The sequence below is a fragment of the Exiguobacterium sp. 9-2 genome (assembly GCF_036287235.1).
Lineage (GTDB): Bacteria > Bacillota > Bacilli > Exiguobacteriales > Exiguobacteriaceae > Exiguobacterium_A.
In genome coordinates, this window is record NZ_CP142850.1 from 2995838 (window position 1) to 3012897 (window position 17060).

Annotated in this window: 16 protein-coding genes and 1 riboswitch; of the genes, 8 read left to right on the forward strand and 8 right to left on the reverse strand. The window is 48.1% G+C overall.

The window, feature by feature from the left end:
- Positions 1-65 precede the first annotated feature (65 nt).
- On the reverse strand, positions 66-935 hold the full coding sequence (locus tag VJ374_RS15640; RefSeq protein ID WP_329469588.1) for a PDZ domain-containing protein: 870 nt from the start codon (positions 933-935) through the stop codon (positions 66-68).
- 135 nt (positions 936-1070) lie between these two features.
- Between VJ374_RS15640 and VJ374_RS15645 the strand changes: the two genes are divergently transcribed.
- Together VJ374_RS15645 and VJ374_RS15650 are read left to right on the forward strand one after the other, a co-directional pair.
- Positions 1071-1901: an SDR family oxidoreductase gene (locus VJ374_RS15645; protein WP_035411826.1), complete on the forward strand. Its 831-nt coding sequence runs from the start codon at positions 1071-1073 to the stop codon at positions 1899-1901.
- A gap of 140 nt (positions 1902-2041) precedes the next feature.
- On the forward strand, positions 2042-3214 hold the full coding sequence (locus tag VJ374_RS15650) for a M20 family metallopeptidase (RefSeq protein ID WP_056064719.1): 1173 nt from the start codon (positions 2042-2044) through the stop codon (positions 3212-3214).
- A gap of 77 nt (positions 3215-3291) precedes the next feature.
- Here VJ374_RS15650 and VJ374_RS15655 read toward each other — a convergent pair whose 3' ends face one another.
- The gene (locus VJ374_RS15655; RefSeq protein WP_035411823.1) at positions 3292-3639 is read right to left on the reverse strand and encodes a hypothetical protein; all 348 of its coding nucleotides are present in this window, start codon (positions 3637-3639) and stop codon (positions 3292-3294) included.
- An 85-nt stretch (positions 3640-3724) separates the two neighbouring features.
- Between VJ374_RS15655 and VJ374_RS15660 the strand changes: the two genes are divergently transcribed.
- Positions 3725-4150 (forward strand): DUF1801 domain-containing protein, encoded by a 426-nt coding sequence (locus VJ374_RS15660; RefSeq protein WP_290753691.1) that lies wholly within the window; start codon positions 3725-3727, stop codon positions 4148-4150.
- A gap of 52 nt (positions 4151-4202) precedes the next feature.
- On the opposite strand, the gene VJ374_RS15665 is transcribed toward VJ374_RS15660, so the two are convergent.
- A complete protein-coding gene (locus VJ374_RS15665; RefSeq protein WP_035411817.1) occupies positions 4203-5441 on the reverse strand; it encodes an MFS transporter in 1239 nt (412 codons plus the stop codon).
- Positions 5442-5467: 26 nt separating this feature from the next.
- Positions 5468-5923, reverse strand: a complete 456-nt coding sequence (locus tag VJ374_RS15670) for a CBS domain-containing protein (protein ID WP_035411814.1) — start codon at positions 5921-5923, stop codon at positions 5468-5470.
- 182 nt (positions 5924-6105) lie between these two features.
- On the opposite strand from VJ374_RS15670, the gene VJ374_RS15675 reads away from it, so the two are divergent.
- Positions 6106-6528 (forward strand): MarR family winged helix-turn-helix transcriptional regulator, encoded by a 423-nt coding sequence (locus VJ374_RS15675; RefSeq protein ID WP_035411811.1) that lies wholly within the window; start codon positions 6106-6108, stop codon positions 6526-6528.
- Positions 6529-6598: 70 nt separating this feature from the next.
- Here the strand turns inward: VJ374_RS15675 and mmuM are convergent, their stop codons facing one another.
- From mmuM to VJ374_RS15695, 4 genes are all read right to left on the reverse strand, one after another.
- Positions 6599-7531 (reverse strand): homocysteine S-methyltransferase, encoded by a 933-nt coding sequence (mmuM, locus tag VJ374_RS15680; RefSeq protein WP_329469593.1) that lies wholly within the window; start codon positions 7529-7531, stop codon positions 6599-6601.
- Complete coding sequence (locus tag VJ374_RS15685; protein WP_329469594.1) at positions 7506-8909, reverse strand: amino acid permease; 1404 nt, start codon at positions 8907-8909, stop codon at positions 7506-7508. The genes mmuM and VJ374_RS15685 overlap by 26 nt, the downstream gene beginning before the upstream one ends.
- A gap of 77 nt (positions 8910-8986) precedes the next feature.
- A riboswitch (SAM riboswitch) is annotated at positions 8987-9088 on the reverse strand.
- A gap of 108 nt (positions 9089-9196) precedes the next feature.
- Positions 9197-10663 (reverse strand): polysaccharide pyruvyl transferase family protein, encoded by a 1467-nt coding sequence (locus tag VJ374_RS15690; protein WP_035411802.1) that lies wholly within the window; start codon positions 10661-10663, stop codon positions 9197-9199.
- Positions 10664-10867: 204 nt separating this feature from the next.
- The gene (locus VJ374_RS15695; protein ID WP_329469597.1) at positions 10868-11782 is read right to left on the reverse strand and encodes a ketopantoate reductase family protein; all 915 of its coding nucleotides are present in this window, start codon (positions 11780-11782) and stop codon (positions 10868-10870) included.
- Between the two features lie 182 nt (positions 11783-11964).
- On the opposite strand from VJ374_RS15695, the gene VJ374_RS15700 reads away from it, so the two are divergent.
- Genes VJ374_RS15700 through gnd form a run of 4 tightly spaced genes read left to right on the forward strand, consistent with a single transcriptional unit; the run spans position 11965 to position 17007 of the window.
- Positions 11965-12681 carry a GntR family transcriptional regulator gene (locus tag VJ374_RS15700; protein ID WP_035411797.1) on the forward strand — a complete coding sequence of 239 codons (717 nt, stop codon included), beginning with the start codon at positions 11965-11967 and terminating at the stop codon, positions 12679-12681.
- The gene (gene gntK / locus VJ374_RS15705) at positions 12674-14215 is read left to right on the forward strand and encodes a gluconokinase (protein WP_290756001.1); all 1542 of its coding nucleotides are present in this window, start codon (positions 12674-12676) and stop codon (positions 14213-14215) included. Before VJ374_RS15700 ends, gntK begins: the two co-directional genes overlap by 8 nt.
- A 24-nt stretch (positions 14216-14239) precedes the next feature.
- On the forward strand, positions 14240-15586 hold the full coding sequence (locus tag VJ374_RS15710) for a GntP family permease (protein WP_035411791.1): 1347 nt from the start codon (positions 14240-14242) through the stop codon (positions 15584-15586).
- 20 nt (positions 15587-15606) lie between these two features.
- Positions 15607-17007, forward strand: a complete 1401-nt coding sequence (gene gnd, locus VJ374_RS15715) for a decarboxylating NADP(+)-dependent phosphogluconate dehydrogenase (protein ID WP_290753718.1) — start codon at positions 15607-15609, stop codon at positions 17005-17007.
- The last annotated feature ends 53 nt before the right edge of the window (positions 17008-17060 follow it).

The following is a 17060-nucleotide window of genomic DNA, read 5'->3' on the forward strand; positions in this document are numbered from 1 at the left end:
TTTTTAGCACTCATTCGTATAGAGTGCTAATTCATCTCCTATTATTAGGGAGTTCTAAATATCTGTCAATCTTCTTTCCCGCTATTTTTTACGACTTTTTCATGGACGATTTTTCCGATTTGACGTAAGTGTTCCGCTGACCCATAGGTGCCATGGCTGACGCCGTTTTCATCTTTTCGATTACCGAGACCGATGAATTGCTCACTTGGTTTGAAGTGGAGACCGACCACGGGGACCTGAAATTGTGATGAAAAGCCGATTTGAAAAATCGCGTCTGGATAATCCGTTGGTCGATAGGTTGTCCAATCGATATCTGGTTCGAGCTTCGCAAATCGTTCCGTGTGTTCCTTACCGAGCAGGATGATTCCTTTTATCGAAAACAGTTCAAGCAGGCGTAACAAAAATGTCTGACCGAACGGACTATCTTCCAACACGCTGCGTTCTTTGATCGCTCCCATGTAGTGGTGCGTCGGAAATGGAAAAAAATCCAAGTGAATGACTGGATCAAACGTCTTTTCGTAAAACGACGCACCGAGTCCGTTCAAGAATCCTTCGAGTTTACCGCCACCTGGTCGACCGAACCAGGTCCGGTACACATTTGGTTGTTTAAAGTAACGATTGAAGCGCCGGATTGAATCTGTCAGCGTCTCCTCCTGGAGATAATCCTCCCATGACATCGACTTCGGACGAATAAAGAGCGGACCGGTCTCGTCGAATCGTAATGCGCCCGTCCGGTCTAAAAACTGCGTTCGGGATGGGTTCGTCGCGATCGTCACCCAACTGCTACGCGTCGCATCACCAAACCAAAGGACAGGTGTCGTTTGATCAATCAGTTGATCTGCGAACGCACTTTTCTCGAGCGTCATTTGATACTCGACAGCTTCCTGTAATAATTTTTTGGCAAGTTGCCATTGATCGGATGTCAGCGTTCTCATCTCCCTTTTTACAGCGATTATGCTGTTGTAGATGTACCCCTTATCTTCTATTACTAGACGCATCGATGGGTTTAATCTCCATTTCTCCGGGAATGTTTCATAAGGTGAACGATACGACTTAGGAGGGATTTAGCAATGGGTAGACTGGATCAAAAAATAGCTGTCATTACCGGCTCGGCAACAGGGATTGGACAAGCGACTGCGCTTGTATTCGCAGAACAAGGAGCAACGGTCGTTTGTGCCGATGTCTCACTTGAAAAAGCAAAACAAACAGTAGAACAGATTACACAACAAGGCGGGAAAGCGGAAGCCGTCCATGTCGACGTCTCAGACGTCGAGAGTGTTGAGCAACTTGCGAAGCATGTCAAAGAGACATACGGTACGGTCGACGTCCTCTTCAACAATGCCGGAATCGATGAACAAGGCGGGAAAGTCCACGAGTATCCAATCGATCTCTTCGACCGGATCATCGCTGTCGATTTACGCGGTACATTCCTCGTCAGTAAATTCTTGATTCCACTCATGCTGGATAACGGTGGTTCGATCATCAACACGTCATCGATGTCGGGTCGCGCAGCTGACTTGAACCGGTCTGGTTATAACGCGGCGAAAGGCGGGATCGCGAACTTCACTCGCGCGATGGCAATCGATTACGCGCGTCATGGTATTCGTGTCAATTCGTTATCGCCAGGAACGATTGAAACACCACTCATCGATACACTCGTCGGTGAAAAAGAAAAAGAACAAGGCAAACAGTTCCGCGATGCGAACGCCTGGATCACACCACTCGGTCGACTCGGTAAACCACGCGAGATGGCAACGGTCGCCCTCTTCCTTGCTTCTGACGACAGCTCATATGTCACAGGTGAGGACATCACGGCGGATGGCGGCATCATGGCTTATACATGGCCGGGAGAGATGTTAATCGATTCGAAGTGGAAAGACGAAGCAGAAAAAAGTGAATGAGCAATGCGCGGTGTAACCCTTTAGTTGCACCGCTTTTCTTTTACCTCAAGACGTTCAGTACCGTAAATTATTTTCTGAATCAGTTTACCTCCCTGAAGTATTTTTATCAGGGTACACTACAGGTAAAGGGGGAAAAATTCATGCAAACAGCGATTACTTACTTACAACGGTGTCTTCAAATTCCAAGTGTCAATCCGATGGACGGAGAAGAAGCCGTCGCACGTTACGTGTACGATGTATTGGTCGATCATCAGATCTCGACAGAATGGATTGAAGTTTCACCAAAACGAATTTGTCTCGTCGCGACCGTCCCTGCGAGCGAGGATGTTTCACGTCCTGCCGTCCTCGGTCTATCTGGTCATCTCGATACGGTTCCAGTTCAAGAAGACGGCTGGACGAAAGATCCATATGGTGGCGAAATCGAAGACGGCCGCATCTATGGTCGTGGGGCTTCTGATATGAAATCAGGTGTCATGGCAATGGTGCAAGCACTGATTCAATATAGAGAACGTCAAGAACGACCAAACACTATCAAACTTCTGATTACATCCGATGAGGAGAATGGAATGACGGGTGCTCGTCATTTGACCGAACAAGGACACGCGGATGATTTAGACGCTTTACTGATCACAGAACCAACAAGCGGAATGATCGGTTATGCACAAAAAGGTGTCGTTGGGATCGAAGTGACATGTCGTGGGAAAAGTGCACACAGCTCTGCCCCTCAACTCGGACGTAATGCGATCGATGACGTCTATCGCGTCATCCAGGAAGTGAAGTCGGAACGCTTCTCGATTACAGCGAATCATCATCCGGCGCTTGGTCCAGTCGTCGCGTCAATCACATCCATAAAAGGAGGCGAAGGACCGAATGTCGTTCCGAGTCAGGCTTCCTTTTATATGGATATTCGGACGATTCCCGGGTTCGGTCGAGCGGACGTTCTTGCTGCCTTTACAGCTATCGAGCGTCGTCTTGTAGCAGAAGATTCCGAGTTTGATATGAACGTGACCGTCATCAAGGATATTCCTTCTTGTGAAACCGATGAACAGGCGCCTTTCTTGCAACAGGTCGCGGATACGATGGAGCAGGTTAGCGGCGTGACACCACGAAAAATCGCTATTCCAGGTGGAACGGATGGTGCGATGTTCAGCCAAGCGAAAAAGTCATTTCCAATCGCAATCGCTTCATTCCATGATTTCCGTCTCGCACACCAAGTGGATGAATCGATTCCGTTATCCGAATATGAACAAACGATTGCGTTTTGCTTCAACTTGATCAACACACCATTACATCAATCGCTCCCATCACATTAAAAAAAGAAGGAACGACATTCGATATTGTAACCGAATGTCGTCCCTTCTTTTTGTATTAGCGCCTTTCATCAGCTGATTCAGTAGACGCCAAGTTGTGCTAACGCCTCACTTAAATAACTTTGATCACTGCGAAACTGGTGACTCGTTTGTCCGTCAGACCAACTGATGAAGACACGACCAAGTCGGTCATAGCGTAAGCGGAGTCGAATTACTCCCTGCTCGAATACGACTTCACCGTGTAACGACTCATGGACGTGAGCAAAGTTACGGATGAACGCATCATATTGATTGAATGTAACTGAAAACTGGTGTTCACTATTCCGCCCTACCATCTGAATCGTTAGTTCTTCTTGCGTTGGATATACGTGTAAGATTTCCCATAGTACACTGCTTTCTTCTCCTCGAAACACGATACGATGCTTCATTCGATTTCCACCTCTGAGCCACAGGATATTTACTAGCACTTCTCGAAAGTAACCCATATCTTCTTCATCCGAAAGGAGTCTGCTTATGCCTGATACGCCAAAGACAGGTCCTACCGAACAGTCCGTTGATGCCTTTCTGACACAAGTCGAACCGCCGCAACGTCAAGCAGATGGTATCACACTACGTCAGTTCTTCGAAGATGTCACGGGATATGAAGCCGTACTTTGGGGTTCATCCTTGATTGGTTTTGGTTCCTACCATTATCGCTATGCCTCCGGCCGCGAGGGCGATAGCTTTTATGTCGGCTTTTCTCCGCGGAAGACGAACCTCGTCCTTTATCTCGCACTTGGTGAAGACGCAGTCTCAGAACGACTGCTTGCCAGTCTCGGTACGTATCGACGCGGTAAGTCCTGCATCTACGTAAAACGACTGACTGACATCGACTTAGGCGTACTTCGGGAAATGATCGAGCACTCGATCCGCACGTTAAGAACCATGTACCCCTCTTGATTTTAATCAAAAACAGCCGAAGCGAATGCGCTTCGGCTGTCTTGTTATCGAATTAATGTCCGCCTTCCGTCCGGTCGATATGGCGAATGTGTTTGAGATTGACCCCGATGATGATGACGGATAAGAGGACGAAGCCACTTCCGACATAAAACGGTAGATTTGCGTTGAAGATTTCAGCCAATTTACCGGCCATGAATGGCGCGATGGCTGCCCCGAGAAAACGTAGGAAACTGTATGCCGCAGATGCTGTCGAACGTTCGACAGGTGCTGCATCCATGACAGCTGTCGTGATGAGCGTGTTGTTATTCCCAAGCACAGCTCCCGCCAAGATGACACAGACGATGACGACGGCTGGAGTTTCCGTGAAGATTCCCATTAAAAGAAGCAAGATCGCGAATGTGATCAACATCATGATCATCGCTTTGATCGTTCCGAACCATTGTTTCAGTTTCGGAGCCGTTAAGACTGATGTGATCGCAAGCAACATCCCCCAACCGAGGAAGACGAATCCGAGTCCTTTCGCTGGTAGTTTCATGACGAATGGTGCATAGGCCATGATCGTAAAGAAACCAACGTTATAAAGCGCCGCAACGATCCCGAGTGTCAAGAGCGAACGATGCTTCATCGCTTGGAACGGTGCTTTTAATGATAACTTTTGTTTTGGTGCAGCAGATGCTGCTGGTTTTGGCATCAAGAAGAGCAAGACGAGAAACGCGATGACCATGATTGTCGCAACACCCATGAATGGGGCGCGCCATGTGATCGAACCGAGTGTTCCGCCTAATAGCGGTCCAATCGAAATCCCAAGACCAACGGCTGCTTCATACAAAATGATGGCTTTTGCTGTTCCGCCTGACGACAGCGAAACGATCGCAGCCAGTGCGGTTGCGACGAACAAAGCGTTCCCAAGTCCCCATCCACCGCGTAACGCGACGAGCGTCCAAATGCTGTCTGCTTGTGAAGCAAAACCAGCAACAGTTGCGATGACGGCGATCCCGAGCATTAATGTTCCTTTTTGACCAATCCGTGATGAGATCGCGCCTGTAATTAACATCGCGAATGCCATGACGGCGTTATAACTTGTAAATAAGAGCGTTACTTCACTTTTGGACGCTTCTAAATTCTCGGCAATCGTCGGTAACACGGGATTGACGAGTCCCATTCCCATGAATGCTGTAATACTGGCGAAAAAGACTGCCCAAACAGCAACCGGTTGATGGAATAATCCATGTTTGCTTTCCGCTAATACCGTTTCCGGCTCAAGCGTCGTTGTTTTTTCAGCAAGTGCCATAGTGTCCCTTCTTTCTATTGAATGTATTATATGAACTGTTTAAACGAATGGCGGATGACGTCGCCTCGACTAATGATCCCAACAAGACGTCCTGCCTTAAGGATTGGAAGCTTTTTGATCCGTTTTGAACCGAGCGTTGCTGCAATCTCTTCCATTTCTGTATCAGCGTCTGCTGTTACAACCTTCCGGCGTGCAAGTTCCATGACAGGTCGATTCAAGATATGACGAATTCGATCTTCATAATCTTCTTCGTCTCCTTTGATGACATCTACATATAAGAATGTATCGACGATGATGTCCTTGTGTTTTCCGATCGCGCGCATGATATCTCCGTCACTGATATAACCGACGACCTCTTGCTCGGCATTGATGACGGGTACGCCGCTAATACCAGATTGAATGAATCGTTCGATGACCGTACGAATCAGATCTGTATCGTTTACCGTAATGACCTCTTGTTTCATCGATTCATAAGCTTTCATCTGAATTCTCCTTTGTCGTTCGTTTCTCATCTACGAAAGTTGTATGATACAATTAAAAGAACAAAAATGATTGTATAATACAACTACAACTCTGTCAAGCCTCCTGCTTTTCGCATTGACAGCTTATCCACATTGGGTAATCATGAGGGACAGAGAGACTTTTTTGAAAGGGGAGATACCCGATGTCTCAACAATCACTCGAAACCATTGAACTCGAGTTAGCGATCCTGATCCGGCGCTTAACGACGGCGACGGCAGACAATCGTAATTTGGACCGTGCTTCTTATCTCTTACTGCGACAATTAGCGGATTCCGGCAACGTCGGTGTTAAAACACTTGCCCGTGAACTTCAGCTCGATGTCTCGACCGTCAGTCGTCAAGCAGCGGCACTCGATCAGAAGCAACTCGTTGAAAAAGTAAAAGATCCGACAGATGGGCGAGCCTTCTTCTATCATATTACAGATAAAGGACAACAAGAACTCACCATCTACCGAACCGCACGTCTCGCGAGCATCGAACGTCTACTGACAGACTGGCCAGCGGATGATGCAGAAGATTTCGGACGCCTATTGCAACAATTCAATCGCGCCTTGCGCGAACGGTAATGGAATCACACCATTAAAAAAACGGACGCGAAATCGATTGATTTCGTGTCCGTTTTTTCGTCATCATTCATCACGTATGAGAAACCTGGCAAACCGAACGAATTTGCGCGATATGTTCCGGTGAAGTTCTACAACAACCGCCAATCAATCGTGCTCCAGCTTCATACCATGTCTTTGCGATGGCTTGGAACGACGTGCACTGATTCGTACCCGACCACGTCTTTGCGACCGGATCATAGACTTCACCGGAGTTCGGATAGACAATGATTGGAACACTCGTCAACGTCTTAACGTGACGGATGAAGTCGGTCGCGTAGGATGCCGGAAAACAATTTGCGCCGATTGCTGCAAGTTGCGGATGCTGTCCGATCGTCTCGATGCATATCGCAAGCGGTGTTCCCTCACTGATGTGCGTCGCATCTTGAAGCGAGAACGTCAGCCAAGCAGACACTTCCGGGAACGCTTCGAGAATCCCGAACAACACGACAGCTTCCTCAAGCGACGGAATCGTCTCGAATGCCAGCAGATCAGCCCCCGCTTCAATCAATGCTTCGATGCGCGGTCTGTGGAAGGCTTCTAGCACATCTGCTGACACTCCATAATGACCGCGATACTCAGAACCATCTGCTAAGTAGGCACCATAAGGACCAACCGATCCCGCGATCAGTGCGGCATTCTTTCCGCTACGCGTCCGTGCGTCTTGCGCTAAGGTAACCGTTTGTCGAATTAACGCTTGTGCTTCCTCGGTCGTGATATGACGTTGCTTAAATCCTTCGATACTTGCTTGATAGCTTGAGGTGATCGCAACATCGGCGCCCACTTCAAAGTAATCGTGATGGACACGCTCAATCTGTTCCGGTGCTTCGATTAAGAGGCGTGCCGACCAGAGTGGATCGTTCAGGTCGAATCCCTTTTGTTCGAGTTCAGTCGCAAGCGCACCATCTAAAATCAGGAAAGGAACTTCCTGTAATCGTTGATCAACTGGATTTTTGATTCGGGACATTTTCAACACTCCGTTTCTGAGAAGAATTCGTGAACGCATGAACGACATAACAGATCACGATGAATGGGATACCGCAATACAAGGCGACTCGTTGCGTCGGATCAAATCCGATACCAATCAGGGAAATCAAACAGACGACGAAAGCGGCGATCGGTACCAATGGAAAGAGTGGTGTACGATAGACCAATTCGTCGACCGTATGCCCTTCGCGGAGGAATTGTTTCCGGAAGCGATACTGCGCAACGCTGATACTCATCCAGACGATGACAACAGCAAGACCGGAAATCGAGACGAGCGCGATATAGACACTTCCTGCTGCATAGATGCTAGAAAGCAAAGCAAGTCCTCCACCAAGCATGCTGAACAAAACAGCTCGAAGTGGAACCCCACTTGGCGTCACCTGGGCGAAGAAACGCGGAATCATGCGTTCGTTCGCAAGCGACCAAAGCATCCGGGAGGCAGCGTAAAGCCCAGAGTTCGCTGCCGATAAGATCGCTGTCAGAATGACGAAGTTCATCACGTCTGCCGCATACGGAATCCCGATTCGTTCGAACACCGCGACGAATGGACTTTCGAGCACGCCCTTCCCTTCCGTTGGCAATAAGACGGCTAATACAATGATCGTACCGACGAAAAAGAGGACGAGTCGCAAAATCGTTGTTCGGATCGCAAGCGGAATCGTCCGCTTCGGATCGACCGCTTCACCCGCTGCGACGCCGATCAATTCCGTTCCTGAGTAAGCAAAGTTCACGGCAAGCATCGTCATGAAGATCGCAAATGCCCCATTTGGAAACAATCCTCCTTCCGTTAAGGAAGAAAAGAATGAGGCTGGGCTACCATCTTGTAATGGGATGAAGCCAACGATGGCTCCCGCACCAAGTAAAATGAAAGCAATGATCGTTACGACCTTAATGGCGGAGAACCAAAACTCGACTTCAGCAAATACGCGGACCTTCAAGACGTTGATACCAAGGATCATCGCAGCGAATAATGCACTGAACACCCAGACTGGAATCGACGGGAACCAACGTTGCATTAAAATGCCTGCTGCCGTGAATTCTGAACCAAGGGCGACCGTCCACGTCAGCCAGTAGAGCCAGGCCACCGTATAACCGGTACCGGGTCCGATATACTTCGTTGCGTACTTATGGAATGATCCGGTTTCCGGCATGTGCACAGCGAGTTCACCGAGACTTAACATGACTAAGTAGACGACGACGGCTCCGATCAAATACGACAAAATCGTTCCGACACGTCCCGCTTGTTCCAACGTATAACCTGTACTTAAAAATAATCCTGTTCCAATGACGCCTCCTAACGACAGCATGATCAGATGACGTGATTCCATCTTGCGTCGAAACGCTCCGCTCGTTTTCATGAATCCATTTCCTCCTCGTTCCACCTATTTCAAACAAAAAACGCATCCTCACGGATGCGTCGGTCGACAATTCGGAAATCTTATCGATCGGGTGCAACACCCGCAGGAATTAGCACAGTATCTTTCGACCTGTTGCTGAGGTTTCATAGGGCCAGTCCCTCCACCTCTCTGGATAAGTATGTAATTGTTCCTAACCCTATCAAGTCTTTTCCGGATTGTCAACGCAATTCAGAATACTCCTACCAAAAAACATTCCGTATCGTAATGACCCGGAATGTTAGAACACTTTATTTTTTTGCGAATAGATCCGCTGTCTTTAAGGCTGCCCGAACCGCTTTTCGGTTCAATGTCCCTTGCTGGTGCTTCATTTTCTTCGTTTGGGCAGCCAGTTGCGCTTTGAGCGCCGCAATTTCCTGATCTTTTTGAGTCGTCGTTGTTTGTTTCTGCAATGCTTTGATTTTCTTATCTTTTTCGGCCAATTGCGCTTTTGCCTGTTTTTGCGCATCCGCGATCTTCTTCTCTTGTTCCGGGAAGAACCGTTCGAAACGGGCGACTGCTTCTTCGAGACTCACGCCAGAAATCGGTTGAACCGGTGGAAGTAGTTCCGCTTGCGCCATTTGACGGTCAAACGGCACATTCTCAGGATAATTCGTCTCTTGGTAAATGTGTTCAAGATCATTCACGTTCAAGAAGTCAACGAAGTTGTCGAAGTTACGTGCTTGAACACGTACTGGACTTTGGAAATCAGCATTGGCTACGACGTCGGATAATTGTGTATCCGCTTTGATGTCGTTCGCCCAAATATGCGTCAACTGATGATAATCCGTTAGTTCGCGCATTCGTGCATCCTTTGGAATGAGGATACTCGGCGTACCCGCAAGCGTTGCTGTGATATTTCCATGCAAGCGCGCACCAAAACTGAGGTCTGCCTGCCCGATGAAATCGAACCATGTTTGTGCGTTCAAGAAGAAACGAACACGATCGTTCATGTAAGCAGGATCCGACATCTTCACCGGATAGTTCGTCACGGACAAATCTGCGATCGGATGCGTTCCTGTATACGTCAATTTCAGTTCCTTCATCCATTGGGGAATGAAGTAATGATTCGGATACTCTTCCATTCCGCGCGTAATGAAATCAAGAACATTTTGTGGTGCTAAACGTGACGAGTTGACCGTAATCATCGACTCGGGCGTAATGTTCGTTTCACGAATATGTAAGTCGCGACCAAACGCGTACATCGAAGGACATCCGATGACACGATGATCAATGCCTTCGCGAAAACCAAGACGCGTCAAGTATTTCGACGTGATTTCCCCACGAAGACCAAGCATGCTTGAGCGCTCAAGTACAGCGCTGACGAATGCTTTGACATCTTCATCGAACGGGAATCCGCCGTCTAGATCTGGTTCAAACGGTGCACGTAAGCCTACACCGATGACGACGACTGGAATTTTTAATTTCTTGATAAGGCGGGTGTACTTCCGCAACGTCGGTACGAATTCTTTTCGGAATGCATCCGCTAACGGAATGACATAAAGATCAAAGTTGGCATTGATTTCGTCCGCCCGTTCTTCATCGTAATAGTAATAGTCCGGTGTAATCGTCGTACCTTCTGTCATCAACGTCCGAAAGATACTGTATTGATAAATGAGATTTCCAACGTTTCCTCCAATGGAATTATGTTTCATCAAATAAGGAGCATCGAACTGTTCGAATGGTGTCATACCTGCACGAATAATAATACGTTTCATAATGGATAAACTTCCCCTCTCGTCTGCTTCATTCGTCCTTGCAAGAAAAAATGCGGAAAAATATATTATCACTTTTTTTCAATCTCATTAACAATAGATGAACTTTATTTCGGAAGTCAACGATTCCTAGGGGAAACAGGTCTTTCGTCATCAAAACGAAACATTTGTACTACTCCATTATTTTTCTAAAATAGAAAAATGTAACTATTTAATCGTTCCAAGATACATGCGTAAGTTTGCTTCGACTAATTTTAAAGCTCTGAACCGTTCTGTCGAAGTAGGTTTTAACAAGGCGCTGAAAAAATGTTCCACTTCGACTGGCTGACCTTTTTCCATATCGCGCAACATCGACGATTTCATCGTATCTTCCATCGCATGCATCTGCTTCAATAGCACCGTTTCTGTATCGTCATTGAAGACCGCGCCCTGTTCTTCCATCGCCTGTTTCGCTTCGTTCATGACGTCTACAATCATCTGACGCCCGACAGCTTCTTCCCGAATCGAACCGATTGCTGAACGAAATAGCGTCGTCACACCCGCAAATGTCGAAATAAAAAGATACTTTTGCCACATGTCATCCATGATATGCATCGAGTACGCCATCGGTGCCTTCGCTTTCGCAAAACGTGTTGCGATCTCCTGCAAACGAGCTGTTGGTTTGCCGGTTCGTGAGCCAAACAACAGTCGATGTGACGGACTCGTCTGTAAAATGCGTCCTTCTGCATCAAGCGTCGATTCAATGAAGCAAAGACCGCCCAGTACACGCTCTTCTCCGAAGACTTCTGTTAACCGACGAATATGTTGCATGCCATTCAATAAAGGAATGATATACGTCTCGTTCGAAACGAATGGCGTAAGATCCTCTAAGACATCATCTAAGTGATAGGCTTTCGTCGAAAGCAAAACGACATCAAATACGTGATCCGGTCGCATGTCTCGTGTCACTAACTGAGGCGTAATCGTGATATCGCCATGAGGACTAGTGATCTGTAGACCTGTTTTTTGTAATTGTTCATATCGCTTCGGACGGACGAGAAAGGTCACCTGTTCACCTTGCTCAGCAAGACGGCCCCCGAAATAACCTCCGACTGCTCCTGCACCTACAACTAAAATGTTCATATGTACTATCTCCTCCTTACCCGTTCTGGTTATTGATTACTCCTTCACCCTAACATATTTGGAACCGATTTCCTGATTGCCAGTTGAATCTCTAATATTTAAGTGAAGCGTTTGCATTTTAGAAAAAAACGTATATACTAACTTGTATACAAGTATACCCACTCTAGAAATCAGGTGATTCTATGTCAGAACTGTTATACCCCTTGAAGTGGTTGTCAAAAGCTTCTGCCGGAGATCGTGTCGCGCACGAACTACGAATGCGGATCATTTCAGGAAAAATTGAAAGCGGTACCATTTTATCCGAAAACAAAATAGCCTCTGATTTTTCAGTCAGTCGCTCACCTGTCCGTGATGCGTTAAAGGTCCTTGCAGCCGAACAGTTGATTCGTCTCGAACGAATGGGGGCGGTCGTCGTCGGTTTATCCGAGCGCGACATTCAAGAAATCTATGATGTCCGGTTACTCATCGAAACGTTCGTCTTCGAGCGACTTGTTAAGGTCGAACGGGCAGAACTCGTCCGTGAACTCAGCAAAATTCTCGAAATGATGAAGGTTGCTATCAAATATAAGGATGCTGATGAATTCTCTTTCCAAGACGTACTGTTTCATGAAACAATCATCCGCTCGATTGATCATGGGTATGTCAGCATGATTTGGCAAAATCTCAAACCAGTCATGGAAAGTTTCATCCTCCTATCGATGCGGGTACGATTCGAGGAAGACATCGAAGACTTCGAACGCATCCTCGCGAACCATGCCTTGTATATCGAAGCGATTGAGACAGGGGATCGTGAACGGATGGTTGCTTCCTTACATCAGAACTTTGATGATGTTCAGGAAGTCGAAGATCTCTGGAAAACGCAACAAATGATGTCGAAAGGAGTCGATTCACATGACTGAATACATGTTAGGCGTCGATATCGGAACGACGAGTACGAAAGCAGTCTTATTTACGACAAAAGGAGAGGTCATCGGACAAACGAACGTCGGTTACCCACTCCACACACCGAACCGTTCGACGGCGGAACAGGATCCGGAAGAAATTTTTGATGCCGTACTCGAATCCATCCGCTTGATCACAAAACGTCATCCGAGCATGCCACCGAAGTTCGTCGCGTTCAGTAGTGCCATGCACAGTTTGATTGCGATGGACGCACAACATCAACCGTTGACTGCCTGCATCACATGGGCAGACAGTCGGAGTGAAGCATGGTCGAACAAGATTAAGGAACAATATGGTCTCTCGATCTATCACCGGACCGGGACACCGATTCATCCGATGTCACCGCTTAGCAAAATCAGTTGGCTCGTCGAAGATCGTCCGGAGCTCCACGCTCAAACGAAAAAGTATGTCGGGATCAAGGAGTTCGTGTTCCAAAGACTGTTCGGAACATATGTCATCGACCACTCTCTCGCTTCAGCAACTGGTCTCTTTAATATTCATGAATTAGGTTGGGATACGGGCGCATTGCATGTCGCAGGTATCGATGCAAGCTATTTATCGGAACCCGTACCGACAACGACGTCATGTACCGGACTCAATACTGATTACGCACGACAAATGGGATTATCCGTCGATACGCCGTTCTTAGTCGGTGCTAGTGACGGTGTCCTCTCCAATTTAGGTGTCAACGCGATTCGCAAAGGGGAAATCGCGATCACGATCGGAACGAGCGGTGCCATCCGAACGATCATTGATCGTCCACAGACGGATGAAAAAGGACGAACGTTCTGTTACGCACTGACCGAGGACCACTGGGTCATCGGCGGCCCCGTCAATAACGGTGGAATGGTCTTACGTTGGATTCGAGACGAACTCGCTTCAGCAGAAGTCGAGACAGCAAAACGTCTCGGTATCGATCCGTATGCTGTCCTGACGAAGATTGCCGAACGCGTCCGCCCGGGGTCCGACGGTCTGTTGTTCCATCCTTACTTGTCCGGTGAACGAGCACCGCTATGGAATCCGGACGTCAGCGGTTCATTCTTCGGTTTGACGCTCTCACACAAAAAAGAGCACATGATTCGGGCAGCACTAGAAGGCGTCATCTACAATCTGTATACCGTCTTCCTCGCACTCGTCGAATGCATGGATGGTCCTGTGACGCGGATTCAGGCAACCGGTGGATTTGCCCGGTCTGAAGTCTGGCGCCAAATGATGGCGGACATCTTTGAGTCGGAAGTCGTCATTCCGGAAAGTTTCGAAAGTTCATGTCTTGGCGCTTGTATTCTCGGACTGTATGCGACAGGGGAAATCGATTCGTTCGAAGTCGTATCCGAGATGATTGGGGAAACACATCGCCATGTACCAAATGAAGAAGCGATGCATGAATATCGTCAGCTTTTACCGATTTTCATTAGTCTAGCGCGGACATTATCCGAAGACCACAAACGAATTGCTATGTATCAACGGAGCTTGATTCAAGAGGAAAACTAACTTAATCTTTTGGGGGAAGTCATCATGCCTTTAGTCATCGTAGGAATTGGGATCGTCGCATTGCTCGTTCTCATCATGGGGTTAAAATTAAATACGTTCGTTTCACTCATCATCGTTTCCTTTGGCGTTGCACTATTACTCGGTATGCCGCTCGATCAGATCGTCAAGACGATCGAAGCCGGTATCGGAGGAACACTCGGTCACCTAGCACTGATCTTTGGGCTTGGTGCGATGCTTGGAAAGCTAATCGCTGACGCCGGGGGGGCGCAGCGAATCGCGATGACGCTTGTCGCACGATTCGGGGAAAAGAACATCCAATGGGCGGTCGTCGTTGCTTCGTTCATCATCGGAATCGCACTTTTCTTCGAAGTCGGACTCGTTCTGTTGATTCCAATCGTCTTTGCGATTTCACGCCAGCTCCGCGTTTCGATCTTATATCTTGGGATCCCAATGGTCGCAGCACTGTCTGTCACGCACGGCTTCTTACCACCTCACCCAGGTCCGACCGTCATCGCAGGGGAGTATAAAGCCAATATCGGGGAAGTCTTATTGTATGGTTTCATCGTTGCTGTTCCGACAGTCATCATTGCTGGTCCTGTTTTTACGAAGATCGCGAAACGACTCGTACCTGAATCGTTTACACGCACAGGAAACATCGCGTCACTCGGGGAACAAAAAGAATTTGATTTAGACGAGACGCCAGGTTTCGGTATTAGTGTCTTCACTGCGATGCTACCGGTCCTCTTGATGTCGGTCGCAACGATCTTCACGCTTTTACAAGAAACACTCGGCTTGGGTGAGAGTAGCGTCATCTCGGCGATCGAGTTCATCGGGAACGCCTCGACGGCGATGTTGATTTCGTTACTCGTCGCGGTCTATACGATGGGGATCGCCCGTAAGATTCCGATGCAAACGGTCATGGAATCTTGTACGACGGCCATCGCCCAAATCGGAATGATGCTATTGATCATCGGTGGTGGCGGTGCCTTCAAACAAGTCTTGATTGACGGCGGCGTCGGTACATTCGTCGCACAATTATTTGAAGGATCGGCGTTATCTCCGATTCTGCTCGCTTGGTTGATCGCTGCGATTCTGCGAATCTCACTTGGTTCTGCGACAGTCGCTGCCCTTTCGACAGCAGGTCTCGTCATTCCGTTACTGGAGCAATCTGACGTCAACTTAGCGCTCGTCGTCCTTGCGACTGGTGCGGGTAGTCTAATCGCTTCACACGTCAATGATGCGGGCTTCTGGATGTTTAAAGAATATTTCGGTTTATCATTAAAAGAAACGTTTGCGACATGGACTGTGCTTGAGACGATCATTTCCGTTTGTGGACTTGGGTTCGTTCTTCTCCTCAGCCTCGTCGTCTAAGAAAAGGAGTCGTTCTACTTATGCAACATTCTATCGGAGTCATCGGGCTTGGCGTCATGGGACGCAACTTAGCACTGAATATGGCGAGTCATCAAGAAGAAGTCGCCATCTATAACTACACACGTGATTTAACGGACGATCTCGTCGCACACGATGAGGGATTACCACTTCATCCGTACTACGATATCGAAGCATTCGTACAGTCACTCGCCCGTCCGCGTAAAATCTTCATGATGGTCACGGCCGGCAGCGCGATTGATTCAGTCATCGAATCGTTACTTCCACATCTCGAAACAGGCGACATCATCATGGATGGTGGAAATTCCCACTTCCTTGATACGGAACGTCGCTTCGACGAACTCCAACGACACGGCATCGAATACATCGGCGTCGGCGTATCGGGTGGTGAAGTCGGTGCACGGACCGGTCCTGCGATCATGCCGGGTGGATCGAAAGAAGCCTACGAACATGTCGCACCGATCTTGACGAAGATTGCCGCTCACGTTGAAGGCGATCCATGTTGTGTCTATATCGGTCCGAAGGGCGCTGGTCACTTCGTCAAGATGGTCCATAACGGGATCGAGTACGCTGACATGCAACTGATCGCTGAAGCTTACAGCTTCCTTCGTTTCCGCCTTGGACTCGACGTGACGGAAGTTGCAGACATCTTCGCCGAGTGGAACGCAGGCGAACTGAAAAGTTACCTGATTGAGATCACAGCGGACATTCTCCGGAAAACGGATGACGAGACAGGGCAACCGTTGATCGATGTCATTCTCGATCAAGCTGGTCAAAAAGGAACCGGAAAATGGACAAGCTTACAAGCAATTGATAATGGAATCGCCTCTTCGATCATCACGGAAGCCTTGTTCGCTCGTTACCTTTCAGCTGTTAAAGAAGAACGCGTCGCAGCGTCTGCTGTTCTGAAGGGACCAGAAGACTTGTCATCGCTTGAGCGGGACGCGTGGATCGAACGGATTCGTCAAGCGCTTTATATGGGGAAAGTCGCAGCTTACGCGCAAGGCTTTACCCAGTACCGGACATCGTCTGAACTATACGACTGGAACTTACGCCTTGAGGAGATCGCCTTGATTTTCCGTGGTGGATGTATCATCCGGGCAGACTTCTTGAATGTCATCAGTGAAGCGTTCAAAAACGACGCGAACCTCTCGAACTTAATGCTCGCCCCATTCTTCGCTGAGAAAGTACAGGCGTATCAAGAATCGTTACGCCACGTCGTTGCCGAGGGTGCGCTATCTGGTTTTGCGCTCCCATGTCTATCGACGTCGTTGACGTATTATGATAGCTACCGGACAGCAAACTCGAATGCCAACATGTTGCAAGCCCAACGCGATTATTTCGGTGCGCATACGTATGCTCGAACAGACCGCGAAGGGATCTTCCACACGGACTGGCAATAAAGAATACAGCTCCCGACTCCTGTTTCATTTAGGAGTCGGGATTTCTTTTTTTG